Raw genomic sequence first — 25,708 nt, forward strand, 5'->3', positions numbered from 1 at the left:
TCACTCCCAGAAGACGCGCTCCACGACCGCGCGCGCGTGCCGGGTGATGCGGCGGTAGTCCTCCAGGAAGAGTCCCGACTCGTGCGGTGCGTAGCCGAGCAGCCGGGAGACCGCGGCGAGCTCGCGCGGGTCGCGCGGCAGCGAGTCCGACGGCCTGGCTCGGACCAGCATCATGGCGTTCCGCGCCCGCGTCGCGAGTCGCCATGCGGCGATCAGCGCGTCCGCGTCGGCGCGGGTCAGCAGGTCCGCGTCGGCGGCGGCACTCAGCGCGCGCACCGTGCGGGTCGTCCGCAGCGCCGGCACACTCGCGGCGTGCCGCAGTTGGAGCAACTGCACCGTCCACTCCACGTCGGCGAGGCCGCCTCGGCCGAGCTTGGTGTGGGTGGTGGGGTCGGCGCCACGCGGGAGCCGCTCCGCGTCCACCCGGGCCTTGATGCGGCGGATCTCGCGTACGTCCGCGGCGGACACGCCGGCCTCGGGCCAGCGGTACCGGTCGATGAGCTCCACGAACCGCTGCCTCAGCCCGTCCTCGCCACACACCACGTCGGCGCGCAGGAGTGCCTGCGCCTCCCAGACGTGCGACCAGCGCTGGTAGTAGGCGGTGTAGGACGCGAGCGTCCGGACGAGCTGTCCCTGCCGACCCTCCGGTCGAAGGCTCGCGTCGACCGTGACCGGCGGGTCCGGCGCCGGGACGGCCAGCAGTCTGCGCATCTCGGTCACGACGGCGGTCGCGATCTCGGCGGCCTGCTCCTCGCCGGCGCCCTCGAAGGGTTCGTGCACGAAGATCACGTCGGCGTCGCTGCCGTAGCTCATCTCGTGGCCCCCGAACCGCCCCATCGCCACGATCGCCAGCCGGGTCGGGAGGGTGGGCCGGCCCTGTGCGGCGACGCTGCGGACGGCGGCGGCCAGGCCAGCGGTGAGCGTCGCGATCGCGATGTCGGTGAGTGCCTCGCCCACCACGTCGATGTCGATGAGCTCGAGGACGTCGGCGGTGGCGACCCGGAAGAGTTCGCGGCGCCGGATCCCGCGGATCGCGGCCACGGCCGCCTCCGGGTCCGCGCCGCGGCGGACGGTCGCCAGCATCTCGGTCTCGAGCTGCTCCCGGCCGCGCGGCTGGAGTTCCTCGTCGTGGCCGAGCATGGCGACGGCCTCCGGCGCCCGGCGGAGCAGGTCGACGACGAACTTGCTGGACGCGAGGACCTTGGCCATCCGCTCGGCGGTGATCCCCTCGTCGCGCAGCAGCCGGAGGTACCACGGCGTGGAGCCGAGCTCGTCCGACACCTGACGGAAGGCCAGCAGCCCCGCGTCCGGGTCGGGGGCGTCGGCGAACCATTCGAGCATCACCGGCAGCAGCGTGCGCTGGATCGCGGCCCGGCGGGAGACACCGGCGACCAGTGCCTCGATGTGTCGGAGGGCGGCGCTGGAGTCGGTGTAGCCGAGTGCGGTCAACCGCGCCCGCGCCGCCTCCGGCGTGAGCCGCGCCTCCTCGGAGGGGATTCTGGCCACGGCGGCCAGGAGCGGCCGGTAGAACAGCTTCTCGTGCAGCCGGCGCACCTCACGGGCGTGCCGTCGCCAGGCCAGGGTGAGCTCGTTCACCGGCTCCGACCACAGGTGGAGCGAGCGACCGAGCGCGCGGAGATCACCGACGTCGTCGGGCAGGAGGTGGGTACGCCGCAGTCGGGCCAGCTGGATGCGGTGTTCGAGGGTACGCAGGAAGCGATAGGCCTCGGCCAGTTCGGCGCCGTCGGGGCGACCGACGTAGCCGCCTGCGGTCAGCGCGTCCAGTGCCTTCAGGGTGGACGGGCTGCGCAGGTTCGGGTCGGTGCGTCCGTGGACCAGCTGGAGCAGCTGGACGGCGAACTCCACGTCCCGCAGGCCGCCCGGGCCGAGCTTGAGCTGCCGGTTGAGCTGGTCGGCCGGGATGTGGTCGACGATCCGCCGGCGCATCGCCTGGACGTCCTCCACGAACCCCGTCCGCTCGGCCGCCTTCCACACCAGTGGGTCCACCAGAGCGATGAACCCCGCCCCGAGGTCCCGGTCGCCGGCCACGGGGCGTGCCTTCAGCAGGGCCTGGAACTCCCAGGTCTTCGCCCAGCGCTGGTAGTAGGCCTCGTAGCTGGCGAGTGAACGGACCAGCGGACCGTTCTTTCCCTCCGGCCGAAGCGCCGCGTCCACCGGCCACAGCGTCCCCTCACGGGTGTGGTCGGAGCAGATCCGGATGACCTGGGACGCGAGCCGGGTCGCCGTCCGCAGCGCGTCCGCCTCGGCGTCGGTGTCGGTGTCGGCCGGCTCGGCCGGCTCGGCCGGCTCGGCCACGAAGAGTACGTCGACGTCGCTCACGTAGTTGAGCTCGTGACCACCGGCCTTTCCCATGCCGATGATGGCGAGGCGGCAGGGGGTGGACTTCTCCGGCAGTCGCGCGCGGGCGATCGCGAGCGCCGCCTCCAGGGTGCCGGCGGCGAGGTCCGCGAGCTCGGCAGCCACGTCGTCGACCCGGATCTCATTGCTGAGGTCGCGGACGGCCAGCCGGAGCAGCAGCCGGTGGTAGGCGACCCGGAGGGCGTCGGCCACGTCCGGCTCGGCGGAGGCGGCCACCGGCTCACTCGCCCGGGGATCGGCGCCCACGGATTCGACCAGGGTGGCACGCAGTGCCCAGGCCGCCGGTCGGACCGCGGCGAGGTCGGGGTCGGCCAACTCCTGGACGTTCTCCGGATGACGGATCAGATGCTCGGCCAGGCCGGTGCTGGCGCCGAGTACCCGTAGGAGTCGCCCGCGTAGCAGCGGATCCGCGCGCAGCCCGGCTTCCAGCTCCTCAGGGTCGGGGCTCGCCGCCAGCAGGTCGAGAAGGAGCGCGAACGCCTGGTCGGGATCGGCGGCCTGCCCGGCGCTCTCGAGGCACGGCAGCGGGTCGCCGCGCAGCTCCTCGATCCGCCATAGCGCGGCCTCCGGCTCGGTGAAGCCCCACCGCACCAGCGTGCCCATGCTGGGAAGCGTCCCGTGTTCCGTCACCGATTCACCCTATGCGAGGCGGCGGGTCGCGCCGGCGAGGTCCTCCCCGACCGGAGCGGTGGCGTCAACCACGGTGGGAGCCCGGCGACCGGGGCGCTTCGGTGCGGTTTGTCGGGCGAGCTCCTCCCGCTCGTCCCCTCGGCTGGCGGGCCGGCCGGTGGCCGACCGACCAGCTCGGCTGGGGACCCCGGTCTGTCGCGACGCGGTGATCAGGCCGAGGTCGCCGCGGCGGCGCGGACCTGGCCGGCGAAGTCCAGCGCGAACGAACGCCAGGTGCGGGCCGGGTCCAGCCTCGGGGTGGAACTGCACGCCCCACGCACGCTCGCCGACGCAGACGGCGTACGGCGTGCCCCTGTCGTCGGTCGCCAGCAGGCTCGCCTTCGGTGGGAGGTCGACGACGATGTCCTGGTTCCAGCGCACCGCGGCAGCACCGTCCGCGACCTGACCGAACATCGGGTCGCCGTGCGCGGCGTCTGCCAAGCTCAGCTTGACAAGGCCGATCGTCCGCCCGTCGGGATTACGGTCGACCCGTCCGCCGCAGGCGACGGCGAGGAGCTGGTGTCCGAGGCAGATGCCGAGGGTCGGCAGCCTCCGCGCCACCGCCTCGCGCAACAGAGCCTTGACGGGACCGAGCCATGGGCACGTCGCGTCGTCGTAGGCCCCCATGGACCCACCCAGCACGAGGAGTCCGGCGTGGCCGTCCAGGCCGGGCAGCGGATCGCCCGCGTAGGGGCGTACGACGTCGACGGCGATCCCGCCTTCGGCGAGCCACGGTCCGAACCACCCGAGCGGGCAGTCGTCCTCGTGCTGGACCACCAGCAGCCGGTCACGTTCGAAGGCGGTCATCGCTGGCGGTATTCCTCCCACTCGGCCTGCTTGTTGCGCAGGAACTGTTGTGCCGCGTCTACCAGGTGCGGCGCCGCGCGTGCACTACTCGCTGACCTGCGGGCGGAGCGGTCGTCATTGGTCGTTGTCGGTCACCGTTGGCTGACCTCCCACGGCCCACGAACGGCCCGGTGCCAACTTAGATTGAAGCTTTGGCTACCTGTGACCGGGGCCGTGTTTGCGAAGGAGTTGTCCTTCCCAGACGTCAGCCTGTTCTCACCGGGCCGGACGGCGACGGCTGGGAGCCGATCTGAGTGGGGTTGGTGACCCGGAGCGAACGGCGCCAGACACGGACCGGCCGGGGCCCGGGCCGCGTCGCCCGGAGACCCCGACCGGTCACGTCGGCTCGACGGTGGACCGCCGGTTAGCGACCCTGGATCAGGCCGACCGCCAGGTCCGGAGAAAACTCCCCGGCCGTCGTCGTGGCGCCGGCACCACACGTGCCGTCGGACTCACCCGGCGCCTTGATCCAGAGCTCGAACTCCTTGGGTTCGCCGAGGCCGACCAGCCGGGGCGGGGTGCCTAGCTTGCGGCCGGCGGGGTTGCACCATTCGCCGTTCGCTGAGCCGTTGCCGTTCCGGCTCGTGTCGACGACGTACGACTTGGTGAGGCCGTACTTGGATGCCAGGGCCTTACGGATCGCTCCGCCGTAGGTGTCGCTCTCGGCCGTCGAGTAGAAGTTGGAGACGTTGACACTAAAGCCGCGGGCCTTGGCCACACCCGCTGCGGCCAGCCGATCGGCCATCGTCGCGGGCGGGATCCAATTGGCGTTGCCGCCATCGATGTACGTCATTGCATGGGGCGCGTGCTCGGCCAGCTGGTCCACGCCGTACTTGATGAGATCGAGCCGGGTCTTCTTGCCGGCCTCGTCGGGAATGCAGTCGATCTGCGCCAGCGTGTCGGGCTCGAGGATGACCACCACGGGGTTCGATCCGATGCCCTTGGCGAACGACGTGATCCAGGTGCGGTAGTCGTCCGGGCTCTTGACGCCACCGGCACTGTACGACCCGCAGTCGCGCCCATAGATGTTGTAGGCGACGAGTACCGGGAGGCTGCTGGCGTCGGCGGCCGCCTCGACGTACTCGCTCGTCTCCGCCGTGATGTCCTTGTTCCAGTCGCCGAACCAGCGCGCCGCGGGCTCGTTGGCGATGGTTTCCTCGATGGTCTTGGCGCGCTCGTCGGAAGGATTCTTCTTGGCCCACAGAGCGGACTGCTGGGTGGGATCGGCGTACAAACGCTCGGGTAGGGCCCCCGACGCGGTACGTGCCGGACGGTCATGGAGTTGGCGTGGCGCGGACGCGTTCTGGGACAGTTCCTTCAAAGGCGCCTCGGAGCAACCGACCAGTAAGCCGATTCCTGCAATGAGGCTGACACCCCATACGCCAGCTTTCATAACTTTATCCCGCATCGTCTAGGCTCTTCCGATCTTGCTGCCGATAGTGAAATTAGTGCTGCCCTAACTACCTGTGAGGTATTCGCAGGCATCGACAGAGTTTGCCGATCTCTTCAGGCCTTGTCAAAAAAGGGCGCCGGAATTGTTCTCAAGGTCCTATAAAGAATGACATGACGGGAGGGCCGAGCCAAAAAGCTCATAATGTTATTTCGTATTACTTCGTAATTATCGGACACACCAGGACCGGAGACGACCACGCCCGCGACGCTCAGGGCGACGAGCGGTACCTGCTGTGCCAGTTCCCCGGCTACTCACGCCGGATCGCGTACTCGGGGAAGGGGCGGCCGCCGGCGTACTGCGGGCAGACGATCGGTGGTGTGCCGCATACCCGGCTCACCGTGCATCGGATGAACCGCCGGTAGAGGTCACCCTGCTGTGGCTCCGGCCGGACGGTCCGCTTGTCACGAGGCGGCTGCTGTTCGCCCGCCTCGAGGGTGCGGGAGCGATTCGGCGGACCGACTTCAATGACCGCGCGTGGAAGCCCGCTCTCGTCGCGGCAGGAGTCATCCCCGCGCCGAAGCGAGGCGAGCGTTACCAGGCCGCCCGCGAGCACGGCATGCACGCCCTCAGCCCGGAAGGCCGTGGACAGCCTGTACGAGGGCACCGATCCGGCGCCGGACGGCCCAGAGACGGCCCAGGGGCAGTGAGACGCGATGGGGCCACCGGTCCACGACCGTTGGCCCCATGCCGAATCAGCGGGAAACCCGCTCTGACCTGCGCCTAAATCACTGGCAGCAGCCGGTCGCGTTCGAAGGCGGTCACCTGCTGGCGGTATTCCTCCCACTCGGCCTGCTTGTTGCGCAGGAAGAAGTCGAAGACGTGCTCGCCGAGGGTCTCGGCGACCAGCTCGCTGTTCTCCATGATCCGGATCGCCTCGTCGAGGCTCTGCGGCAGCGGATCGATGCCGAGCGCCCGACGCTCGCCCTCGGTCAGCGACCACACGTCGTCCTCCGCGCCCGGAGGCAGCTCGTACCCCTCCTCGACGCCCTTCAGTCCGGCGGCGAGCAGGACGGCGTAGGCGAGGTAGGGGTTTGCGGCGGAGTCCAGGGAACGGAACTCGATCCGGGTCGACTGTCCCTTGTCCGGCTTGTACATGGGCACGCGCACCAGCGCAGACCGGTTGTTGTGGCCCCAGCAGACGTAGGCCGGTGCCTCGCCGCCGCCCCAGAGCCGCTTGTAGGAGTTGACCCACTGGTTGGTGACGGCGGTGATCTCACCGGCGTGACGCAGCAGCCCGGCGATGAAGGACCTGGCGACCTTGGACAGGTGGTACTCGGCTCCGGACTCGAAGAAGGCGTTGCGGTCGCCCTCGAACAGCGACATGTGCGTGTGCATCCCCGAACCCGGCCACTCGGTGAACGGCTTCGGCATGAACGACGCCGAGATCCCCTGACCGAGCGCGACCTCCTTGACCACCACCCGGAACGTCATGACGTTGTCGGCGGTCGCCAGCGCGTCGGCGTAGCGGAGGTCGATCTCCTGCTGGCCGGGCGCCCCCTCGTGGTGGCTGAACTCGACCGAGATGCCCATCGCCTCGAGCATCGTGATCGCCTCGCGGCGGAAGTCCTGGCTCATGCCGTGGGCGGTGTGGTCGAAGTAGCCGCTCCGGTCGACCGGAATCGGCGTACGGCCGTTCTCGTGCCGGTCCTCGAACAGGAAGAACTCGATCTCGGGGTGGGTGTAGAAGGTGAAGCCGAGATCGGCCGCCTTCCCGAGGGTCCGCTTGAGGACGTAGCGGGGATCGGCGTACGACGGTGAGCCGTCCGGCATCAGGATGTCGCAGAACATCCGGGCCGTGGCCGGCGGACTGCCGCGCCACGGCAGGACCTGGAAGGTCGAGGGGTCGGGACGGGCCACCATGTCGGCCTCGTAGACGCGCGCGAACCCCTCGATCGCCGACCCGTCGAACCCGATGCCCTCGGCGAAGGCGCCCTCGAGTTCGGCCGGTGCGATGGCGACCGACTTGAGGAAACCGAGCACGTCGGTGAACCACAGTCGGACGAACCGCACGTCTCGCTCCTCGAGAGTGCGGAGTACGAACTCTTCTTGTTTGTCCACTGGTCCCATCTCCGCTCGGGTAGCACGCTGCCGACCGACGCCCATCCTTGTCCGGCCGCGTTTCTAGCACGTTACCGCCCGGAAGCGCACTCGCCGCGCGGTCCGACGCCCGCCTCGTGGCAGGGCAGGTCACGGACCTGGCTCGCCCGTGGTTCGCCCCAGGGTTCAGCGCTGGTTCGGCGCTGCTTCGACACCGTTCGACACCGTTTCGGCGGGCCTTCGAGGCCGTCCCGGAAACCTATGACCGAACCCGTCCCCCACACCGTGCTCCAGTCCCTCGCCGACATGTTGTCGACGTGCGTCTCCGCGCCGGTCGACGCGAACCCGCGCACAGTGCCACCGCGCGGGCGCAGACCGTGATCGAGCGGGCGAAATCCGACGTCCGGTCGGCTCCTGCCGCCCCGCTCTCACCCACTACGCTCAGGACGTGGCACAAATCCGCCTTGCGCTCGCGCAGCTCAACGTCACGGTCGGAGACATCGCCGGGAACGCCGAGGCCATCCAGAGGTGGGCACAGCATGCCGCCGACCGCGGTGCCCACGTCGTCGCCTTCCCGGAGATGGCGCTGACCGGCTACCCGGTCGAGGACCTCGCCCTGCGTTCTTCCTTCGTCGAGGCGAGCCGCGCGGCGATCGAGGAGCTCGCGGCGAAGCTCGCCGCGGCCGGCCTCGGACACCTGGTGGTGATCTGTGGCTACCTCGACCGAGACGAGAGCACCTTCGCCCACGGCGCCGGGCCGAAGGGATCGCCGCAGAACGCCGCCGCGGTGCTGCACCGGGGCCAGGTGGTCGCCCGTGCCGTCAAGCACCACTTGCCCAACTACGGCGTCTTCGACGAGTTCCGCTACTTCGTGCCGGGCGACACTCTCCAGATCCTCACCGTCCACGGCGTCGACATCGCCCTCGTGATCTGTGAGGACCTCTGGCAGGAGGGCGGCCCCGTGCGGGCGGCTCGCGCGGCCGGCGCCGGCCTCCTCCTCACCATCAACGCGTCGCCGTACGAACGCGCGAAGGACGACGAGCGGCTCAACCTCGTCACCCGTCGCGCCCGCGAGGCCATGTGCCCGCTCGCCTACGTCAACACGGTCGGCGGCCAGGACGAGCTCGTCTTCGACGGCGACTCCCTCGTCGTGGACGAGGTCGGCAAGGTTCTGACGCGGGCACCACAGTTCACCGAGGGCCTGCTCACGGTCGACCTCGACCTCGCCACCACCACCCACGGCGCGGACGAGTACGCCGGAATCCGGGTCGAGCGCACGGTAGTCAGCGACACCCCGGTCCCTGCCTACACCGCCACCCGTTCGGGCGTCGCACCGCGCCTGGAGGAGGAGGCCGAGATCTACACGGCCGTGGTGACCGGCCTGCGCGACTACGTCCACAAGAACGGCTACCACAGCGTCGCCCTCGGCCTCTCCGGCGGCATCGACTCCGCGCTCGCGGCGACCATCGCCTGTGACGCCCTCGGCCCGGAGAACGTCTACGCCATCTCCAACCCGAGCAAGTACTCCACCGACCACTCCAAGGACGACGCCGCCGACCTCGCCGAGCGCACCGGTCTCAACTACCGCGTGATCCCGATCGAGCCGATCGTGTCGACCTTCCTCGACAACGTCCCCTTGACAGGGGTCGCCGAGGAGAACCTCCAGGCCCGGATCCGCGGCATGATCTGGATGGGAATCGCCAACCAGGAAGGCCATCTGGTCATCGCGACCGGCAACAAGAGCGAACTCGCCGTCGGCTACTCCACGATGTACGGCGACGCGGTCGGTGCGTTCGCGCCGTTGAAGGACCTGCCCAAGACCAAGGTGTGGGCGCTCGCCCGTTGGCGCAACCAGGCCGCGCTCGACCTCGGCGAGACCCCGCCGATCCCGGAGAACTCCATCACCAAGGAGCCGTCGGCGGAGCTCCGCCCCGGCCAGCTCGACATCGACTCTCTACCGCCCTACGACCTCCTCGACCAGATGCTCGAGGACTACGTCGAGGAGGACGCCGGCGCGGGCGACCTCATCGCGGCCGGGTTCGACCCCGACCTCGTCGAGCGCGTGATCCGGATGGTCGACGCGGCGGAGTTCAAGCGTCGGCAGTACCCGCCGGGTCCGAAGATCAGCTTCAAGGCGTTCGGGCGTGACCGCAGGCTGCCGATCACCAACGGGTGGCGCGAGGCGACGATGCAGGGTCACCACCCGGTCGCCCCGCCTCGGACCGCACCGCCCGGTGAGGGACCTCGGACCTGACCACGGCCTGGAGCATGTCAGCAGTACCCAGATCAGTAATACCCCGAAGGAACGACCGCGAGGGACATGCGGTCGTCCTGGTCCTCGCCAGCGCCGTCTCCCTGCAGTGCGGTGCCGCCTTCGCCGTGCTCCTGCTGGACCGGGTGGGGCCGGTCGGAGCCGTCACGCTGCGGATGGTGCTCGCGGCGATCCTGGTTCTCACGGTGGTTCGACCCCGGTTGCGCGGCTACGGCCGACGGGATCTCGCGATCGGTGTCGCGTTCGGGCTGACGCTCGCGTTGATGAACTTCTGCTTCTACTCCGCCGTGGCGAGGCTGCCACTCGGCGCGGCGGTGACGCTTGAGTTCCTCGGGCCACTCGGCCTGGCCGTGGTGACCTCCCGCAGGATCCGGGACCTGGTCTGGGTCGGGGTCGCGGGTCTCGGCGTGATTCTGCTGAGCGAGACGGGCTTCGAACGGCTGAACCCGACCGGCGTCGCGTTCGCGCTCGGCGCCGGACTGTGCTGGGCGGGCTACATCCTGCTGGGCGCGCAGGCCGGCCGCCGGCTGTCGGGGGCCAACGCCCTCGCCGTCGCGCTCGCGGTCGCGAGCATCGCGATCGTTCCGGCGGCGGCGTTCACCAGCGGGCCGAACCTGTTCGAGCCGGTCACCTTGGCGCTCGGACTCGGCGTCGCCGTGCTCTCCTCGGCACTGCCGTACTCGATGGAACTCGCGGCACTGCGCCGGATCCCCGCGCGTACCTTCGGCGTCCTGATGAGCCTCGAGCCCGTGGTGGCCGTCCTCGTCGGCCTCCTCATCCTCCACCAGCGGCTCACCACGTGGCAGCTTCTCGCGATCGGGCTGGTCGTGGTGGCCAGCGCCGGCGCAACCCGTTCTGCCGGCGGACCCCGGCGGGGTGAGCGTGACGGGCCGGCGTCGTCCGTGCCGTCGCTGCCACCCGCCGATCCCCCCGAGGCTGCGGCCGGCCTCTCCCGGAGGGCGAAGCGATGAAGATCGTCTGTCCGAGGTGCGGCGGCAGCGGCATCGTCACGGCGGAGCGGGCGGCGATCGAGTTGTCCGGGACGCGAACCGGGACGGGGCTGGTCCACGAGCCCTGCGACACCTGCGCGGAGAACGGCTGGCTGCTCGACGTCGCCGGGTTCGTCTGAGGGTCACCGATCGCCGGTCGGCTCCCCCGTCAACCGCGCCCGGTTGCGCTTACGGGTGTGTGAGGGCACGAGCGCGACCAGATCGGCGACCGTCACCGAGGCGAGAGAGCCACGCCACGCCTCGTCGGCCTTGGCCATGACGACGCTGACCCCGCAGGGCCGGGTGCAGTCCTCCGGCGGGACGGCGCCGGTGCCGCGCTGGCGAATCTCCTGGCACAGAAAGGCCGGCGCTGTGCCCTCGATGGCCTCCAGGATCTCCAGCGCGGTGATCTGCTCGTCGGGCCGGGCGAGCCGGAACCCACCTCGCGGGCCGGGCGTCGCCGTGAGGACGCCGGCCCGGACCAACGCCTGCAGGTGCTTGGCGAGGTAGGCCTCGGGCAGCCCGTAGTGCTCGGACAGCAGCCGACGCGAGACAGCGATCCCGTCCGGCGCCTGCGCGACCAGCGCCGTGCAGTGCAGTCCCCACTCCACGCCTTGCGACAGCTTCACACCCCGATCCTAAACGTAGATAATGTGGACATACAATCACCACAAATTCCGGTCGCTCGGAAGGACGCCACGTGTCGGACGGTACGAGACAGCCGGTCGCGACGGCGGCAAGCCGCGAAGCGACGCTCCAGCTGCCGCGGGGACGCGTCCTCGCCGTGTTGTTGTCAGCGACGTTCATGGGACAGTTCGACTTCTTCGTGGTCAACGTCGCCGCTCCGTCCCTGCGGCAGGCCCTCGGCGCGGGAGACGCCGCGCTGGAGCTGATCGTCGGCGGTTACGCCTTCGCCTACGCGGCCGCGCTGATCTCCGGCGGCCGGCTGGGCGACCTGCTTGGCCACCGGCGCGTGTTCGTCACCGGCATGCTCGCGTTCGCCGTGACGTCCCTGCTGTGTGGCCTCGCGACGAGCCCGGGCACCCTCGTCGCCGCCCGCCTCGCCCAGGGGCTGGCGGCCGCGGCGATGCTCCCGCAGGTGCTGGCGCTCATCACGGCGACCTTTCCGCCGGCCGAGCGGAGTCGGGCCCTGGCGTGGTACGGCGTGGCCGGCGGCGTCGGCTCCGTGGCCGGACAGGTACTCGGCGGATTGCTGGTGTCGAGCGACCTCGGCGGCCTCGGCTGGCGGCTGATCTTCCTGGTGAACGTTCCCGTCGGCCTCGTCGCCGCGCTGCTCGCCCGTCGCATGCTGCCTGCTGGCGGCGCGAGGTCACGCGCGGCCGTGGATCCCCTCGGCGCGCTGGGGATCGCGGTCACCCTCGCCCTGGTGCTGGTACCCCTCACCCTCGGACGCACCGCGGGCTGGCCCCTGTGGACCTGGCTCAGCATGGCCCTCGCCGTACCCGTCGGAGTCGTCACGATCCGCTGGCAGCACCACCTGCACCGCCGCGGTGGAACCCCCGTCCTGGACCTGACGCTGGTGCGTGAGCCGGCCTTCCGCGCCGGCCTGGTGGCCAACGGCGCGTTCATGCTCTACTTCGCGAGCTTCATGTTCACCCTCACCCTGCTCCTGCAGGCGGGGCTGCGGCTGACGCCGTTCACCGCCGGGCTGGCCTTCGCCCCCGCGGGGATCGCCTTCGCCTCGAGCGCGCTGGCCGCCCGACCGTTGCTTCACCGGTACGGCACCCGGGTGATGCTCGCGGGCTGCGCCCTGATCATCACCGGCCTCGCCCTGCTGACCGCCTTCATGCTCGGGACCGGTCCCACGACCTCGGCGGTGTGGGTCTCCGTGTGCGCGGCGATCGCGAGCCTCGGGAACGGCCTCGTTCTGCCGTCCCTCATCGGCGCCGCGCTGACCAAGGTCCAGGCCCACCACGCCGGCGCGGCGGCCGGGGTGCTCACCACGGCCCAGCAGTTCGCGAGCGCGGCCGGCGTCGCATTGCTCGGAACGGTCTTCCTGGCCACCACCGACGCCCATCCAGGCACGACCGGCTACTCCGCCGGCATGGTCCGGTCGGCGGCACTCGACATCGCGCTCGTCCTCGCTGTGGCGCTGTCCGTCCACCTCATCCGTCGGGTGAACCGCGCCGAGCGCTGACCTCGTCGGAGACCGGACGGCCGGCGCGCAGCAGCACCCCGACCCCACCGGCGAACGTGATGCCCTGGAACGACGGGCTGCGGTCGGCCTCTACGAACCCGAAGGTCTCGTGGAGCGCGAGCGACGCGAGGTTCTGGACGTTGCTGAAGTACCACGCCACCTCCGAACGCCGCCAGATCCAGGCCAGCCGCGCCGCCGTCAGATCCGCCGCCAGCCCGCGACGTCGCCAGCGCCGCGCCACGGTCACTCCGGCCAGGTAGTAGCCAGCGGGCGCGTCGTCCACGTCTCTCGCGAGGTAGGCGACCCGGCCGTAGCCCACGGGTTCGGAGTCGACCGAGGCCAGGACGACCAGGTGCTCGGGGTCCTCGACCGCGTCGCACAGGCTGGCGATCCGGGCGTCCACGTCACCGGGGCGGACGCCCTGCTCGAGCAGTGCCAGCACGGTCGCGTCGGACCTGGTGGCGGTGCGGATCTCGGCCGCCGGCGCCGTCCCGCCTTCCCGATCCGGCTCGTACGCGGCGATGAACGACATGAGGCGATTGTCCAGCAGGGCCGTGGCGCTCACTCACGGTCGGAACTGAACCTGGATGACGATGGAGGTGGAAAAGGTCGTACCGTCGACCTGGATGCCGTAACACCCCGGCTCGCGAAACCACGTCAGACCGGTCCACGCACGGTAGCCGTCCACGACGTTGACGCCACGGCCGGGCGGGATCTGCACGGCGAGGGCATGCGGGCGACCCGCGCCGAAGGCGACCTCACCGGGCTGGTCCAGGCGGGTGCCGCGCAGGAGCACCGGCCCGGTGTAGGACGGCGCGGAGAACCACAGCGTCTTCCCGCCGTACCAGCCCTGCCGGGGCTGGACCTCCAGCTGCAGTGTTCCGGCGACAGCGGCCTTCGCGTCGTGCTGCAGGAGGACGCCGCGCACCGGCCCCGATCCGACCGCGACCCCGCCGAAGGGCAGTCCGTCCGGTAGCCGCCGACCGCCGGTGACGGGGCATTTCTGTCCGGTGCTGGGGAAGTGCAGCGGACGCCGGAGTTGAACGGGTACGGCACCCGGTCGGGCCCGGCAGATCTGCGGTTGCAGCGAGCACGACTCGCGGTAGTTGGCCGGAGTGGTCGGTCCTCCCGGAGTGGGCGTCAGGACCGGCCGCGGGCTGGCCGCCTTGTGTGGCGTCACGCTGGCCTTGGGGCGCGCGGGTTCCTCATCCCCACCGCCGCAGGCGCTGACGAGGAACGCCGCCGCGGTGAGCACCACCAGGACCCGCCTCCACCGCAATGGACCACTCCGTGCTCTCTCACCGGTCGCGTCCAAGCCGCCCAGGACATCCCGAGCCACCCACGCCGAAGGTTCCCGGGATCTCTGGACGGGAGTACCTGGCGAAGGTCACGCGATGATGTGAATGCTCCCATGCGAGCGCAGGGCACAGGAAACGGCGGGCACCCCCGCACCTGGGTGCCCGCCGTCGTCCTGTCGGTGCCCCTACTCGACACCGACCCCGGTGGCCACCTTGTCGCCGAGGTTCTTGTCCACGCCGCGCCAGTAGGCGACGACCCGGGCCCTGATCTCCGGCGTCACGCCGTTGGAGACGTGGCCGATGATGTTCGACGCCAGCCGCTCGCGGGCCGCGTCGTCCATGACCTCCCGGACGAGGGTCCCCGGCTGTCCGAAGTCGTCGTCGTCCCTGCGCAGGGTGTAGGCCGACCGCACCATGTCGCCGTCGGTCTCCCACACGTGGTCGGCGAAGGGATCGTCCGGCACGCTCGGTCCGCTGTAGGAGTTCGGCGCGTAGACCGGGCTGTCACCGCTGTGCTGGTAGGCCATCGGGCCGTCGAACACGTAGCTGTTGACCGGCACCCTGGGTTGGTTGACCGGAAGCTGCGCGTAGTTGGCGCCGATCCGGTAGCGGTGGGTGTCGGCGTAGGCGAAGATCCGGCCGAGCAGCATCTTGTCCGGGGACACACCGATTCCAGGCACCAGGTTGCTCGGTTCGAAGGCCGCCTGCTCGATCTGGGCGAAGAAGTTCTCCGGGTTGCGGTTCAGGGTCATCCGGCCGACCCTGATCAGCGGGTAGTCGCTGTGCGGCCACACCTTGGTCAGGTCGAACGGGTTGAACCGGTAGTCGTGCGCGTCGGCGTACGGCATCACCTGCACCGAGAGCGTCCAACTCGGGGCGTCGCCGCGCTCGATAGCGTCGTACAGGTCGCGCAGATGGTAGTCCGGGTCATCGCCGCGGATGGTCCGCGCCTCCGACTCGGTGAGGAACTCCACGCCCTGGTCGGTCTTGAAGTGGTACTTGACCCAGAACCGCGCACCGGCCGCGTTCACCCACATGTACGTGTGGGAGCTGAAGCCGTCCATGTTGCGCCACGTCCTTGGCAGGCCCCGGTCGCCCATCAGCCAGGTCACCTGGTGCGCCGACTCCGGGTTGCGGGTCCAGAAGTCCCACTGCATGTTGTTGTCGCGGACGTGGCGGCGCGGCAGCCGTTTCTGGGAACGGATGAAGTGCGGGAACTTCATCGGGTCCCGGATGAAGAAGACCGGCGTGTTGTTGCCCACCAGGTCGTAGTTGCCTTCGGAGGTGTAGAACTTCAGCGCGAACCCGCGCGGGTCGCGCTGGGTGTCGGCCGAGCCCAACTCCCCTGCCACCGTGGAGAAGCGGGCCAGCATCTCGGTCCGCACGCCGGGCTGGAACAACGCCGCGCGGGTGAACTCGCTCAGGTCCTCGGTGATCTCCAGCACACCGAACGCGCCGCCGCCCTTGGCATGCACGTTGCGTTCGGGGATGCGCTCCCGGTTGAAGTTCGCCATCTGCTGGATGAAGTGATGGTCATGGAGCAGGATCGGGCCGTTGGGTCCGAGTGTCAGCGAGTGTTCGTCACTGGGCGCAGGTGCGCCGGCCTCGTTGGTGGACCGGGAGGGCCGGCCGGCGGACGGGGCGGTGTCGGTCACGGCTTCGACTCCTTCGTTGCGTGCTCACGGGTCCGGATGGTCGCTGAACCTGATGTCTTACAGGCCTTCGGGCGTACTCGCTCCTTCGCTGGTGGGGGCCTGGCTGGTGGGATCGGCCGATGCCACCTGGCACTCGGGGCACACGTTGTCGCCCACCCGACGCTCGTCCTGCTCACGCACGGCCACGGCGACCTCCTCGGCGGACAGGTGCGGTGCTGCCGAACTCACGCGGCCATCCAAGCAGCTTTTCTGGAACAACTCAAGATAAGTTCGTTGTGCCGCCGCGCGCACACGGACCGTGAGACGGCTCCGTGGCGAGGAAACACCCGGGTGTCGGTCGTGCGGGCGCCGGACGCGCAGATGCGCCGACCGAAGCACTCGGTCGGCGCACCTGGTGGCGAGGACAGCGGCCGACGACGGACCGCCTGGGCGGGCCCGAAGGCCCGCGAGGAGTCCGGTCAGGAGAAGCGGTCCCGCAGTTTGGGCAGTACGTCGCGGGCGAAGAGCTCGAGGAACCGCGCCTGGTCGTTGCCCGGACCGTGGAACACGAGTTCGGTGAATCCCAGGTCGACGTACGGCGCGATCTTCTCGACCACCTCGTCAGGGTCGTCGGACACGATGAACCGCTTGGCGCCGACGAGCGGGTCGGCGTCGGCCAGGCGTTCGAGCTCCAACGGGTCGTCGACGCCCTGCTTCTGCTCCGGGCTCAGACCGAGCGCGGCCCACCAGGTGCAGGCCTCCTTCGCGGCCTGCAGGTCGGTGTCGTACGACACCTTGATCTCGATCTGGTTCGGGAGCTTCGCCGGGTCCTTGCCCGCGGCCTGCGCGCCCTCAGCGACCTTGCCGAGCACGCTCTCGTACAGCTCGGGTGCCTTGCCGCTGGTCTGGATAACGCCGTCACCGATCCGACCGGCGAGCTTGCCCGCCAGCGGCCCGGAGGCGGCGAGGTAGATGGGCACGAGCACGTCGGGACGCTCGTACACGGTCGCCTTGTCGGTCCGGTAGTAGGTGCCGTCGAAGGTCACCCGCTCCCGCGTCCACAGCTCGCGGATCAGCGTCACGGCCTCCGCCAGGCGCGCGCGGCGTTCTTTCCCGCCGGGCCAGGCGGTGCCGGTCGCCGGCACCTCGTTCATCGCCTCACCGGTACCCACGCCGAGGTAGACCCGGCCCGGCGCCAGCTTCTCGATGGTGCCGAAACCCTGGGCGACAACGGACGGGTGGTAACGAAGCATCGGTGTCAGCACGCTCGTACCGATGGTGAGACGCTCCGACGCGTGCGCGAGCGCACCAAGCCAGCTGAAGACCAGTGGTGCGTGACCTCCGTGGTGGCGCCAGGGCTGGAAGTGGTCGGACACCGCGACGATCTCGAACCCGAGTCGTTCGGCCAGGAGCGCGTAGTCAAGAAGCTCACGGGTGCCGAACTGCTCCGCCGAGGCCTTGTAGCCGTATTTCACTCAAGCTCCCCTCTCGCTTCGCAGCTGTGAAGAGCTGCGTGTACGCCACCGTCAGTCTGGCACGCTAGGGGCGATGGACCTTCAGCAGGCGAGAATGCTCCGCGACGTTCTCTCGGACACGGCGTGGTGGGACCGCACCCGCGCGTTCGGTCGCGCCCTTCGAACCTCCACCAGGACCCCGGGTGGCCTGCTCCTGATCGGTCCACCCGCCGCCGAGCCCTGGCATCTCACCGCCCATCTCGATGACGAGGCCCGCTTCGCCGGGCTCCCCGAGATGTCTCCGACCCTGGTGCGCTGGGATCCACCACGCGGTGCGCCAAGCCAACTCGCGGTCGGGCTCGAGCGCCTGTCGACCGCCAAGCGCGGCGAGTCAGTGCTCGTGGTGGCGGAGACGGCACCGGAAGCGCTGCTCGAGCGCGTCCACGACGTACGCCGCGGCGGGGCGACCATCTTCGCTCTCGACACGGGTCACACAGAACTCGCGGGCATCGCGCACGAGGTCCTCTCCGTCGACACCGGAGTGGTTCCGGCAGGCAATGCCGCACGGACCGATCCTCTGGTCGAGCACCCGGCCGCCGGTCCGGCGATCTCCTTCGAGGGAGCACAACACCTGCTGAGCCTCGCGGCCGCGGAAGCCGAGCCAGGGATGCCGAAAGGATTGCGATCCAGGCTCGCCCGACTGCTCGACGCCATCTCCGGGCCGGATGCCTGAAGCGCCCGAGTGGGCTGTCTTGGTCCTGAATTCCTCGATTGAATAGTTGTCACTAATTCGCCCCGGCTCGAAGAATTGCCCGACCAGAGAAATCCGCCAAACCCCGCACTGATCAAGGAAATGCTTCGCTGTCAAGGGTTTACGAGACCGCCGAATGTCGCAAGATCCACTGAGATGGCGGGGCTACGTCCTTGCCACAGCAACGGTCCGGTAAATACCGGATGTCCCCGCAGAGGGAGGCAGTGCGGTGCCCACATCAGTGACATCAGCAGCAAAAAAGACCGCGAAGAAGGTCGCTCGAAAGGCCACGAAGGCTGTGGCTGGAAAAAGGACGACGGCGAAGCGGACGACCGCCAAGCGAACCACCGCGAAGCGGACGACCGCCAAGCGCGCCACGGCCAAGAGGACCACCGCGAAGCGCGCCACGGCCAAGAAGACCCCCGCGAAGCGCGCGACCGCGAAGAGAGCCGCCAAGAAGACCACCAAGAAGGCGGCGGCGAAGAAGACCACCAAGAAGGCGGCCGCCAAGAAGACCACCAAGAAGGCGGCCGCCAAGAAGACCACCGCGAAGCGGACGGCGAAGAAGGCCGCCAAGCGCGCTCCGACCAAGAAGTCGACCGCCAAGCGCGCCCCCGCCAAGAAGGCCGCGGCGAAGCGCACGACGGCGAAGAAGTCGACCGCCAAGCGGACGACCGCGAAGAAGACCACCGCCCGGAAGACCGCGCGGAAGCTGACGGCGGGCCGGCGGACCCGGCCGGCGTTGGTGGACACGGCGATGGCGATGGTGGACTCCACCATGGCAATGGCTCGTCCCTCGCCCCGGCGGTCCACGCGGAAGCGGTAGCCGCGCTGCCTGGGTGTGGAGGCGTGACTGCTGGCACGTCACCACACCCACGCGTCACCGTGCTCACCGGTGCACGGGCCTGCGGGCCGCCGCACGACGGCGGCCTGCGCCCACGCGCCGGTCCACGTCAGCGACTGGCTTCGTCCTCATCGTCGGACCACCGCGGGTCGTGGTCCCACGTTTCGTTGCGCTCGGCGACCTTGTCGAGGGCGCGTTCGGCTTCGGCCCGGCTCGGGTAGGGGCCGAGCCGGTCCGCGGCCTTACAGCCCTCCCGCGGCTCGACCGTGTGATGACGGAGACAAAAGAACCATTCCGGCTGCTCCATGCTCATGCCCATGAGCTTTCCCCAGCACGGCGGCCGCGGCAACTCCTGACGGCGCCGCGCGGGTCGCACCGTAGAATCCGGGAATCATGGGCACTCTCGTTCCGGCGACCATCTCCCCCCGCCGCAAGGTTCCGCACACCATCGAGCGTCCGGAGTACGTCGACAAGCCTGGTCCGTCCAGGTTCACCGGGACCGAGGTCAAGGACGCTGACACGATCGCCCGGATGCGGGGCGCGGGGCGGCTCGCGGCGCAGGCCCTGCAGGAGGTCGGCCGGCACGTGGCGCCCGGGGTGACCACGGACGAACTCGACCGGATCGGGCACGAGTTCCTCACCGACGCCGGCGCCTATCCCTCCACCCTCGGTTATCGCGGCTTCCCGAAGTCGCTGTGCACCTCGGTCAACGAGGTCATCTGTCACGGCATCCCCGACGCGCGGCCGCTGGAGGACGGCGACCTCGTCAACATCGACATCACCGCCTTCATCGGCGGGGTGCACGGCGACACCAACGCCACCTTCCTCGCGGGCGAGGTCGCGGAGGACCGCCGGCTGCTGGTCGAGCGCACGCACGAGGCGATGATGCGCGGCATCAAGGCCGTACGCCCCGGTCGTGAGGTCAACGTGATCGGCCGGGTGATCGCGTCGTACGCCAAGCGCTTCGGGTACGGCGTGGTGGAGGAGTTCACCGGACACGGCATCGGTACGTCGTTCCACTCCGGCCTGATCATTCCGCACTACGACGAGCCACGCTTCGACACGGTGATCGAGGCCGGCATGACGTTCACCATCGAGCCGATGCTCACCCTCGGCACCCACGAGTGGGACATGTGGGAGGACGGCTGGACCGTGCTGACCAAGGATCGCCGAGCCTCGGCGCAGTTCGAGCACACGATCCTGGTGACCGACTCCGGTGCGGAGATCCTGACCCTCGTCGACGCCGCCTGAGCGGCCGGGCGCCGCGGTACGCGGACGCCGTCCCGTTCATGCGGCCCGTGAGCCGGTTGGTCAGCCAGACCCGGGCGCACCGGTGCGTGCGCGCGTCCACAGGCTCACTCGCAGACCCGCGAAGGTCTGCGTGCGGAGCTGGCGCAGCCCGGTCACGCCGGACGGCTTCGTCCGCTGCCAGTCCGGCTGCAGCACCCAGACGCGGTGGACGCTTGCCGGCAGGGCGCCGCTCACGCGTCGCGGCTGGCAGGAGCCGTCCCGGAGGTAATAGCGCAGCGCGCGCACGGTGTCCAGCGTCTCCTGGACGGCGTCGTCCGCACGGCAGTCGGCGGCGATCATCCGCGCCGCCGAACGGTAGTCCGGACCATGGCCGGCCGGCCCGCGCATCTGCGTGAGCGGTACCCAGGCGACCGCGAGGGCGAGCAGGCCGACGAGTCCGGCCTGCCAGGAGCCGAAGCGCCGGAACGCCGCGCCCGCCAGCAGGGCCAGCGCCGGCGCGCACACGAGCAGGTAACGCGGCAGGAACGCCGGAGTCAGCAGGCCGAGGATCGCGAGAAGAAGCGGAGGTAGGCCGAACCACGCGACCAGCGCGACGCTCAGCCGATCGCGGCGCAGGCCGAGCACCGCGAGCGTTGCGAGCAGCACCAGGAAGGCGGTCGTTCCGGCCATCGCGGTGAAGGCATCGCCAAGCGTGGACAGGCTCGGGGGCTCGATCCAGGAGATGGTCGCACGCTGTCGGAACGCCGCGGCTCCCACCAACGCCGGCGCGACGAGGCCGGCGGCCACGGCGATGAGCCAGGCCTTCCACGGCCGTGTCCCGCCGGCTCCGTCGGCACGCCGGGCGGCCACCAGGAGGGGATGCGCCACGAGCGTGAGCAGCGCGAAGACGTGGACGACACCGAGCAGGGCGACCGCCACGGCGTAGCCGATCCAGCCGACTCGGCCAACCCAGCCGACCCGACCAGGGCGCGTGCCGGCGCGCCACAGACACCAGACCGCCGCGACCGCGAGGAACAACGCCAGCGCGTAGGGCCGGGCCTCCTGTGCGTACCGCGAAGCCATCGGTGAGAGGGCGAGCAGGAGGCCGCTCGCGACGGCACTGGAGTTGCCCCACCAGCGGCGGGCGAGGTCGGCGACCAGCGCCACCGCCGCGACCATCGCGAGCGCCGACGGCAACCGTAGCCAGGCCTCACCCTCGCCGAGACGGGTCCACCCGTGCAGCAGGAGATAGTAGGCGCCGAGGCCGGCGTCTCGATGGGAGAGGAAGTCGATCAGGCTGCCGAGTGAGCGGTCGGTGTCCTGTGCGGTCGCCGCCTCGTCCAGCCAGAGTGCCGGAGTCCCGATCCGCCAGAGATGGAGAACGAGCGCGCAGAGCACCGGAAGCGCAAGAGCCGCGACGGCGGCCGGGCTGCGCCTGCGTGGGCTGCGGGTCGGGGGCGGCGTGGGCGACACGGTCGAGACGACCTGCGCCACACCCACACCCCCTCAGACGCCCGCGGCCCCGCGGTCAGATCTGGGACTGTCCGCGGCGTAGTTCGGAGACGATCTGCTCGGCGTCACGCCTCGTCATGTCGAGGCGTGGAATCCACCAGTCGTCGTTGTCCGCGTCCCAGATGCCGTAACCATAGTCGGTCTGTCGTACGACGAATCGCTCGCTCACCAGATGACCTCCCCATGCCCAATGAACAAAAGACTATCGAACGCGTGTTCGAACGCAAGTGCCGACCAGGATGCGGACAGCCGGACGCCCACGCCCCGCGCGGTCGCTGCGAGGGGTGTGCGAGCGTTCTCCGTCAGTCGTCGCGAGTGGTGCGGGTCTGAACGGCGACGAGCCGTGCCAGCTCCCGAACCGCGGCACGGGCACGCGGCCCGTCGGCGGACTGGATCGCCATCACCGACACGGTCGTGCCGTCGTCAAGATCGAGTTGGACCCAGGGATCACCCGAGCGCAGGCCGACCCGTACGACCTGGGCCCATTCCAACGTGCGGGTCCTGGTCAGGTTGACCACGGTGAGTCCCCGCTCGTCGGCGCAGACCCGCATCCGGGCGACCCTTTGCAGGCCGAACAGGATGGCGAGCAACACGAGGAGCAGTGTCACCGTCTGGAGCAGGTTGAACTGGGCGCGCACCTCAGCGGGAAAGGCGATCCACATCGCGGCGGCCGCGGCGGCGAGCACCACCCCCATCACGACGGCGACGGCCGGACCCAGGCGGGGCCGCCAGGTGTGCGGCAGCGCCGGCACGCCGGCAGACTCGGCGGGGCCGGTCGGCTCGGGAGCGGACCCGGGCTCACGTGATGACATGGACGCACCGATCAGAGTCGGCAGGCGTGGATACTCGTCACCAGAATGGCACGAGCCCCGATCTCCCACAGCTCGTCCATCAATCGCTGGGCGTCCTTCCGGGGCACCATCACGCGCACCGCGACCCAGCCGGCCCGATGCAGCGGCGACACGGTCGGCCCTTCGAGTCCGGGCGCGATCGCCGACGCCTCGTCCACCCGGTCCGCGGCGATGTCGAAGTCCATCAACACGTAGTCGCGCGCGACCAGAACGCCCTGCAACCGACGGAGCAGCAGCTCGAGCCCGGCGGGGTCGGCGGTGCCGTCCCGCTTGACGAGGACCGCCTCGGACTGAAGGATCGGGTCCCCGAACAGGACCAGGCCCGCCTGCCGCAGCGTCGCGCCGGTCTCCACCACGTCGGCGATCACGTCGGCCACCCCGAGCTGGATGGCCGTCTCGACGGCGCCGTCCAGGTGGGTCACGTGCGCGTTGACGTTGTGGTCGGCGAGGTACTTCGTGACCAGACCGGTGTAGGACGTGGCCACCCGCATGCCCTCGAGGTCGGCAACGGATGCCGCCGTGCCCGGCCTGCTCGCGAGCCGGAACGTCGAGCGGGCGAAGCCGAGGGTGAGAAGCTCCTTCGCCGGCGCCCCGGCGTCGAGCAGCAGGTCGCGACCGGTGACGCCGACGTCGAGAGTGCCCTCACCGACGTAGATCGCGATGTCCTTCGGGCGCAGGTAGTAGAACTCGATCTGGTTCTCGGGATCGATCAGGACCAGTTCTTTGGAGCTGCCGCGCTGGCGATAACCGGCCTCGCGCAACATCTGGGTGGCGGGTTCGGCGAGAGCACCCTTGTTCGGAATGGCGACACGCAACATTGGGTTTCGACTCATTTCCTCAGCCTGGACGGGATTCGTACGTCGATCAGGGGTGAGGGTCACTCACCCTTACAGATGCGCGTACACGTCGTCGAGGTCGAGATCGCAAGCGAGCATCAGCACCTGGGCGTGGTAGAGCAACTGGGAGATCTCCTCGGCGGCCCGTTCCCGTGACTCGTGTTCGGCCGCCATCCATGCCTCGGCCGCCTCCTCGACGAGCTTCTTGCCGATGGCATGGACGCCCGCGTCCAGCTCCGCGACGGTGCCCGAGCCCTCCGGACGCGTCACGGCCTTCGCGGCCAGCTCGGCAAACAACTCCTCGAACGTCTTCATGCGGGTTGGGTTCCTGGGATCGAAGTTCGATGGTGCGTGGACGGGCTCAAGACTAGGGCCTGTGCCACGAACGAGGATCGTTGGGTGAGTAGCTGATCCACCCCTCCCGGGCCGCGGCGCCAACGGCGAAAGGCCTGGCCGCGGGCTCAGGCGAGGCCGGAACGCACGGCGTACAACGCGGCCTGGGTCCGGTCGGCCAGGTTGAGCTTCGCGAGGATCGAGGACACGTGCGTCTTCACGGTCTTCTCCGACAGCACCAGTGCGCGTGCGATCTCCCGGTTTGAGCGGCCATGGGCGATCTCGACCAGAACCTCGCGTTCACGGTCGGTGAGCGCGTCGGTACGTTCGTCGGCGTTCTCGCCGCGCAGCAACGCTCCGGCGACCTCCGGCTCGAGCAGGATCTGACCGGAGTGGACGGCGCGGATCGCCTGGGCCAGCGCGTCCGGGTCCACGTCCTTGAAGAGGTAACCCGCGGCACCGGCGCGCAGCGCGGGAACGACCGTGGCCGGCTCGGTGAACGACGTGAGGACGAGCACCCGCGTCGTGGTGCCGCGGTCACGAAGGATGCGCAGTGCCTCCACGCCGTCGATGCCCGGCAGTTGCAGGTCGAGCAACATCACGTCGGGCCGCAACTCCTCGACCCTGGCCACCGCCGCCTCACCGTCACCGGCCTCGCCCACGACCTCGATGTCGTCCTGGATGTCCAGGAACGTCCGCAGCCCGTGCCGGACCACCTGGTGGTCGTCGACCACGAGCACCCGGATCGGACCGCTGCGCTCGTTGGTCTCGCGTCCGTCCGCCACGTGTGCTGCCACCTCGTCCACCCCACCGTCGGTCACGCTGTCAGTCACGCGGGATCTCCAACCTGATCGTCGTTCCCGCGCCCGTGTCCGACTCCACCCGCAACCGGCCACCGGCCTGCCGGGCCCGCTCCCGCATCGAGGTGATCCCGAGGTGGTGCCCGCCGGCCTTGGCGGGATCGGCGACGAACCCCTTGCCGTCGTCGGCGACCTCGAGCACGACCGCCTCCTCCGGAGTCCGCAGGGTGATGTCGACGGTGGTGGCATCGGCGTGCCGGAGCGCGTTGTGGAGCGCCTCCTGCGCGACCCGGAAGACCGCGTCCTCCACCGCGCTCCCGAGTTCGCACCGGCCGTCGCAGTCGGAGTCGAAACGCACGGCGACCGTGTGGGCACGAGAGATGACCGCGACGTGCTTGCGCAGGGCGGGGACGAGCCCGTCCTCGCGCACGGCGGGTGGCCGGAGTTCGGTGACGACCGCGCGGAGTTCGTCGAGGGCGGACCCGGCGAGTTCCTTCACCCGGGTGAACTGCTCCCGTGCGCGTTCGGGATCGCCCTTCAGGGCCAGGGCTTCGGCGGCACCCACGGTGAGCCGGAGACTGAAGAGCTTCTGCGCGACGGCGTCGTGCAGGTCCCGGGCGATCCGGGAGCGCTCCTCGGCGAGAGTGAGTTCGCGGTCGCGTTCGAACATCCGCGCGCGGGTCAACGCGATCGCCGCGTGTGCGGCGAGGATGCCGAGGAGGCGTTCGTCGTCGGCGCTGAACTCCGGCGCGTCCGGCCCGTTGGCGACGTAGACCGCGCCGAGGATCTCGCCCCGGTCGACGATCGGGACGCCGAGAAAGCCCCGCATGTCTGGATGTGCCGAGGGCCAGCCGGAGAACCGCTCGTCGGTCTTGACGTCGGACGTGCGGTAGGGCGCCGCCTCCCGCATCATCACGCTCAGCAGCCCGTGCGCGCGGGGCACCGGGCCGATCTCACGCCACTGCTCGTCGCTCACCCCGCTGGCGTAGAACTCCGCGAACCGACCGCGTTCGTCGGGGAGCCCGAGGGCGGAGTAGTCGGACCGGACCAGGGTGCGTGCCGACTCCACGATCATCTGCATGACCTCGCGCGTGGCGGTCTGCTCGGTGACGGCGAGCAGGGCGCGGGACAGCGCGTCGAGATCGTCTCGGCAGACCGTGGGATCAGGCTGGGCCATCCACCGAACGCTACCCGTTCGCGGCCGGCACGGGACCTGCCGTTCGGCCGGACCTCACTCGGTAGCGGGACCTAGGCCTAAGGGCGGAGGCGCCACCGAGCGGCGGACCGATGGCCGAGAGAGCTCGCGTCACTACGTTCGATCACATCGACGCAGGAGCTTCACCTTCACAGCCTGGGAGGAAC

26 protein-coding genes are annotated in these 25,708 nt (G+C 70.0%); 6 read left to right on the forward strand and 20 right to left on the reverse strand.

The window, feature by feature from the left end; translation table 11 throughout:
• The 5 genes from HEB94_RS37730 to glnA all read right to left on the reverse strand — a co-directional run bounded on the left by HEB94_RS37730 (position 1) and on the right by glnA (position 7,414).
• The gene (locus HEB94_RS37730) at positions 1-3,009 is read right to left on the reverse strand and encodes a bifunctional [glutamine synthetase] adenylyltransferase/[glutamine synthetase]-adenylyl-L-tyrosine phosphorylase (protein ID WP_337918190.1); all 3,009 of its coding nucleotides are present in this window, start codon (positions 3,007-3,009) and stop codon (positions 1-3) included.
• A 9-nt stretch (positions 3,010-3,018) separates the two neighbouring features.
• Positions 3,019-3,855 carry a type 1 glutamine amidotransferase gene (locus HEB94_RS37735; protein ID WP_192754271.1) on the reverse strand — a complete coding sequence of 279 codons (837 nt, stop codon included), beginning with the start codon at positions 3,853-3,855 and terminating at the stop codon, positions 3,019-3,021.
• 403 nt (positions 3,856-4,258) lie between these two features.
• Positions 4,259-5,287, reverse strand: coding sequence for a glycoside hydrolase family 6 protein (locus tag HEB94_RS37740; protein WP_192754272.1), 1,029 nt, complete (start codon positions 5,285-5,287; stop codon positions 4,259-4,261).
• Positions 5,288-5,594: 307 nt separating this feature from the next.
• A complete protein-coding gene (locus HEB94_RS37745; protein WP_192754273.1) occupies positions 5,595-5,951 on the reverse strand; it encodes a hypothetical protein in 357 nt (118 codons plus the stop codon).
• Between the two features lie 116 nt (positions 5,952-6,067).
• Complete coding sequence (gene glnA, locus HEB94_RS37750) at positions 6,068-7,414, reverse strand: type I glutamate--ammonia ligase (RefSeq protein ID WP_202896766.1); 1,347 nt, start codon at positions 7,412-7,414, stop codon at positions 6,068-6,070.
• A 418-nt stretch (positions 7,415-7,832) separates the two neighbouring features.
• Between glnA and HEB94_RS37755 the strand changes: the two genes are divergently transcribed.
• The 3 genes from HEB94_RS37755 to HEB94_RS37765 are packed head-to-tail and all read left to right on the forward strand — an operon-like array spanning position 7,833 to position 10,785.
• On the forward strand, positions 7,833-9,638 hold the full coding sequence (locus HEB94_RS37755) for an NAD+ synthase (protein ID WP_192754274.1): 1,806 nt from the start codon (positions 7,833-7,835) through the stop codon (positions 9,636-9,638).
• A gap of 14 nt (positions 9,639-9,652) precedes the next feature.
• A complete protein-coding gene (locus tag HEB94_RS37760) occupies positions 9,653-10,627 on the forward strand; it encodes an EamA family transporter (protein ID WP_192754275.1) in 975 nt (324 codons plus the stop codon).
• Complete coding sequence (locus HEB94_RS37765) at positions 10,624-10,785, forward strand: hypothetical protein (protein WP_192754276.1); 162 nt, start codon at positions 10,624-10,626, stop codon at positions 10,783-10,785. Before HEB94_RS37760 ends, HEB94_RS37765 begins: the two co-directional genes overlap by 4 nt.
• A 3-nt stretch (positions 10,786-10,788) precedes the next feature.
• Here the strand turns inward: HEB94_RS37765 and HEB94_RS37770 are convergent, their stop codons facing one another.
• Positions 10,789-11,274 (reverse strand): Rrf2 family transcriptional regulator, encoded by a 486-nt coding sequence (locus HEB94_RS37770; protein ID WP_192754277.1) that lies wholly within the window; start codon positions 11,272-11,274, stop codon positions 10,789-10,791.
• Positions 11,275-11,345: 71 nt separating this feature from the next.
• Here HEB94_RS37770 and HEB94_RS37775 point away from each other — a divergent pair, with 71 nt between their 5' ends.
• Positions 11,346-12,803: an MFS transporter gene (locus tag HEB94_RS37775; RefSeq protein ID WP_202896767.1), complete on the forward strand. Its 1,458-nt coding sequence runs from the start codon at positions 11,346-11,348 to the stop codon at positions 12,801-12,803.
• Here HEB94_RS37775 and HEB94_RS37780 read toward each other — a convergent pair.
• The 5 genes from HEB94_RS37780 to HEB94_RS37800 form a co-directional block, all read right to left on the reverse strand.
• The gene (locus HEB94_RS37780; protein WP_192754278.1) at positions 12,772-13,335 is read right to left on the reverse strand and encodes a GNAT family N-acetyltransferase; all 564 of its coding nucleotides are present in this window, start codon (positions 13,333-13,335) and stop codon (positions 12,772-12,774) included. The genes HEB94_RS37775 and HEB94_RS37780 overlap by 32 nt on opposite strands.
• A gap of 33 nt (positions 13,336-13,368) precedes the next feature.
• Positions 13,369-14,061, reverse strand: a complete 693-nt coding sequence (locus HEB94_RS37785; RefSeq protein WP_192754279.1) for a hypothetical protein — start codon at positions 14,059-14,061, stop codon at positions 13,369-13,371.
• Positions 14,062-14,286: 225 nt separating this feature from the next.
• Positions 14,287-15,756, reverse strand: a complete 1,470-nt coding sequence (locus HEB94_RS37790; RefSeq protein ID WP_192754280.1) for a catalase — start codon at positions 15,754-15,756, stop codon at positions 14,287-14,289.
• A gap of 57 nt (positions 15,757-15,813) precedes the next feature.
• On the reverse strand, positions 15,814-15,984 hold the full coding sequence (locus tag HEB94_RS37795; RefSeq protein WP_192754281.1) for a hypothetical protein: 171 nt from the start codon (positions 15,982-15,984) through the stop codon (positions 15,814-15,816).
• Between the two features lie 230 nt (positions 15,985-16,214).
• On the reverse strand, positions 16,215-17,210 hold the full coding sequence (locus HEB94_RS37800) for a TIGR03557 family F420-dependent LLM class oxidoreductase (protein ID WP_192754282.1): 996 nt from the start codon (positions 17,208-17,210) through the stop codon (positions 16,215-16,217).
• A gap of 73 nt (positions 17,211-17,283) precedes the next feature.
• On the opposite strand from HEB94_RS37800, the gene HEB94_RS37805 reads away from it, so the two are divergent.
• The gene (locus tag HEB94_RS37805; RefSeq protein WP_192754283.1) at positions 17,284-17,922 is read left to right on the forward strand and encodes a hypothetical protein; all 639 of its coding nucleotides are present in this window, start codon (positions 17,284-17,286) and stop codon (positions 17,920-17,922) included.
• A gap of 183 nt (positions 17,923-18,105) precedes the next feature.
• Here the strand turns inward: HEB94_RS37805 and HEB94_RS37810 are convergent, their stop codons facing one another.
• Both HEB94_RS37810 and HEB94_RS37815 read right to left on the reverse strand, forming a co-directional pair.
• On the reverse strand, positions 18,106-18,720 hold the full coding sequence (locus tag HEB94_RS37810) for a hypothetical protein (RefSeq protein ID WP_192754284.1): 615 nt from the start codon (positions 18,718-18,720) through the stop codon (positions 18,106-18,108).
• Positions 18,721-18,893: 173 nt separating this feature from the next.
• Positions 18,894-19,097, reverse strand: coding sequence for an SPOR domain-containing protein (locus tag HEB94_RS37815; protein WP_192754285.1), 204 nt, complete (start codon positions 19,095-19,097; stop codon positions 18,894-18,896).
• 80 nt (positions 19,098-19,177) lie between these two features.
• Between HEB94_RS37815 and map the strand changes: the two genes are divergently transcribed.
• A complete protein-coding gene (map, locus tag HEB94_RS37820; protein WP_192754286.1) occupies positions 19,178-20,035 on the forward strand; it encodes a type I methionyl aminopeptidase in 858 nt (285 codons plus the stop codon).
• Positions 20,036-20,095: 60 nt separating this feature from the next.
• Here map and HEB94_RS37825 read toward each other — a convergent pair whose 3' ends face one another.
• The 7 genes from HEB94_RS37825 to HEB94_RS37855 form a co-directional block, all read right to left on the reverse strand.
• On the reverse strand, positions 20,096-21,508 hold the full coding sequence (locus HEB94_RS37825) for a glycosyltransferase family 39 protein (RefSeq protein WP_192754287.1): 1,413 nt from the start codon (positions 21,506-21,508) through the stop codon (positions 20,096-20,098).
• Between the two features lie 34 nt (positions 21,509-21,542).
• The gene (locus tag HEB94_RS37830; protein WP_192754288.1) at positions 21,543-21,695 is read right to left on the reverse strand and encodes a hypothetical protein; all 153 of its coding nucleotides are present in this window, start codon (positions 21,693-21,695) and stop codon (positions 21,543-21,545) included.
• A 133-nt stretch (positions 21,696-21,828) separates the two neighbouring features.
• Positions 21,829-22,338 (reverse strand): PH domain-containing protein, encoded by a 510-nt coding sequence (locus tag HEB94_RS37835; RefSeq protein ID WP_202896768.1) that lies wholly within the window; start codon positions 22,336-22,338, stop codon positions 21,829-21,831.
• A gap of 11 nt (positions 22,339-22,349) precedes the next feature.
• Positions 22,350-23,195: an ATP phosphoribosyltransferase gene (gene hisG / locus HEB94_RS37840; protein ID WP_192756922.1), complete on the reverse strand. Its 846-nt coding sequence runs from the start codon at positions 23,193-23,195 to the stop codon at positions 22,350-22,352.
• A gap of 69 nt (positions 23,196-23,264) precedes the next feature.
• Complete coding sequence (locus HEB94_RS37845; RefSeq protein WP_192754289.1) at positions 23,265-23,528, reverse strand: phosphoribosyl-ATP diphosphatase; 264 nt, start codon at positions 23,526-23,528, stop codon at positions 23,265-23,267.
• A gap of 146 nt (positions 23,529-23,674) precedes the next feature.
• A complete protein-coding gene (locus HEB94_RS37850) occupies positions 23,675-24,379 on the reverse strand; it encodes a response regulator transcription factor (protein ID WP_337918191.1) in 705 nt (234 codons plus the stop codon).
• Positions 24,372-25,523 carry a GAF domain-containing sensor histidine kinase gene (locus HEB94_RS37855; protein ID WP_192754290.1) on the reverse strand — a complete coding sequence of 384 codons (1,152 nt, stop codon included), beginning with the start codon at positions 25,521-25,523 and terminating at the stop codon, positions 24,372-24,374. The genes HEB94_RS37850 and HEB94_RS37855 overlap by 8 nt, the downstream gene beginning before the upstream one ends.
• Positions 25,524-25,708 lie beyond the last annotated feature (185 nt).

This window comes from Actinopolymorpha pittospori (assembly GCF_014873875.1).
Classification (GTDB): domain Bacteria; phylum Actinomycetota; class Actinomycetes; order Propionibacteriales; family Actinopolymorphaceae; genus Actinopolymorpha; species Actinopolymorpha pittospori.

Excerpts from the sequence above, each read along its gene's own strand:
- HEB94_RS37735 (WP_192754271.1), bottom strand. The coding sequence starts at position 3,855 with ATGACCGCCTTCGAACGTGACCGGCTGCTGGTGGTCCAGCACGAGGAC.
- HEB94_RS37740 (WP_192754272.1), bottom strand. The coding sequence starts at position 5,287 with ATGAAAGCTGGCGTATGGGGTGTCAGCCTCATTGCAGGAATCGGCTTA.
- HEB94_RS37760 (WP_192754275.1), top strand. The coding sequence starts at position 9,653 with ATGTCAGCAGTACCCAGATCAGTAATACCCCGAAGGAACGACCGCGAG.
- HEB94_RS37810 (WP_192754284.1), bottom strand. The coding sequence starts at position 18,720 with ATGGTGGAGTCCACCATCGCCATCGCCGTGTCCACCAACGCCGGCCGG.
- HEB94_RS37815 (WP_192754285.1), bottom strand. The coding sequence starts at position 19,097 with ATGAGCATGGAGCAGCCGGAATGGTTCTTTTGTCTCCGTCATCACACG.
- HEB94_RS37780 (WP_192754278.1), bottom strand. The coding sequence starts at position 13,335 with ATGTCGTTCATCGCCGCGTACGAGCCGGATCGGGAAGGCGGGACGGCG.
- HEB94_RS37855 (WP_192754290.1), bottom strand. The coding sequence starts at position 25,523 with ATGGCCCAGCCTGATCCCACGGTCTGCCGAGACGATCTCGACGCGCTG.
- HEB94_RS37765 (WP_192754276.1), top strand. The coding sequence starts at position 10,624 with ATGAAGATCGTCTGTCCGAGGTGCGGCGGCAGCGGCATCGTCACGGCG.
- HEB94_RS37845 (WP_192754289.1), bottom strand. The coding sequence starts at position 23,528 with ATGAAGACGTTCGAGGAGTTGTTTGCCGAGCTGGCCGCGAAGGCCGTG.
- glnA (WP_202896766.1), bottom strand. The coding sequence starts at position 7,414 with ATGGGACCAGTGGACAAACAAGAAGAGTTCGTACTCCGCACTCTCGAG.
- map (WP_192754286.1), top strand. The coding sequence starts at position 19,178 with ATGGGCACTCTCGTTCCGGCGACCATCTCCCCCCGCCGCAAGGTTCCG.
- HEB94_RS37835 (WP_202896768.1), bottom strand. The coding sequence starts at position 22,338 with ATGTCATCACGTGAGCCCGGGTCCGCTCCCGAGCCGACCGGCCCCGCC.
- HEB94_RS37805 (WP_192754283.1), top strand. The coding sequence starts at position 17,284 with ATGGACCTTCAGCAGGCGAGAATGCTCCGCGACGTTCTCTCGGACACG.
- hisG (WP_192756922.1), bottom strand. The coding sequence starts at position 23,195 with ATGTTGCGTGTCGCCATTCCGAACAAGGGTGCTCTCGCCGAACCCGCC.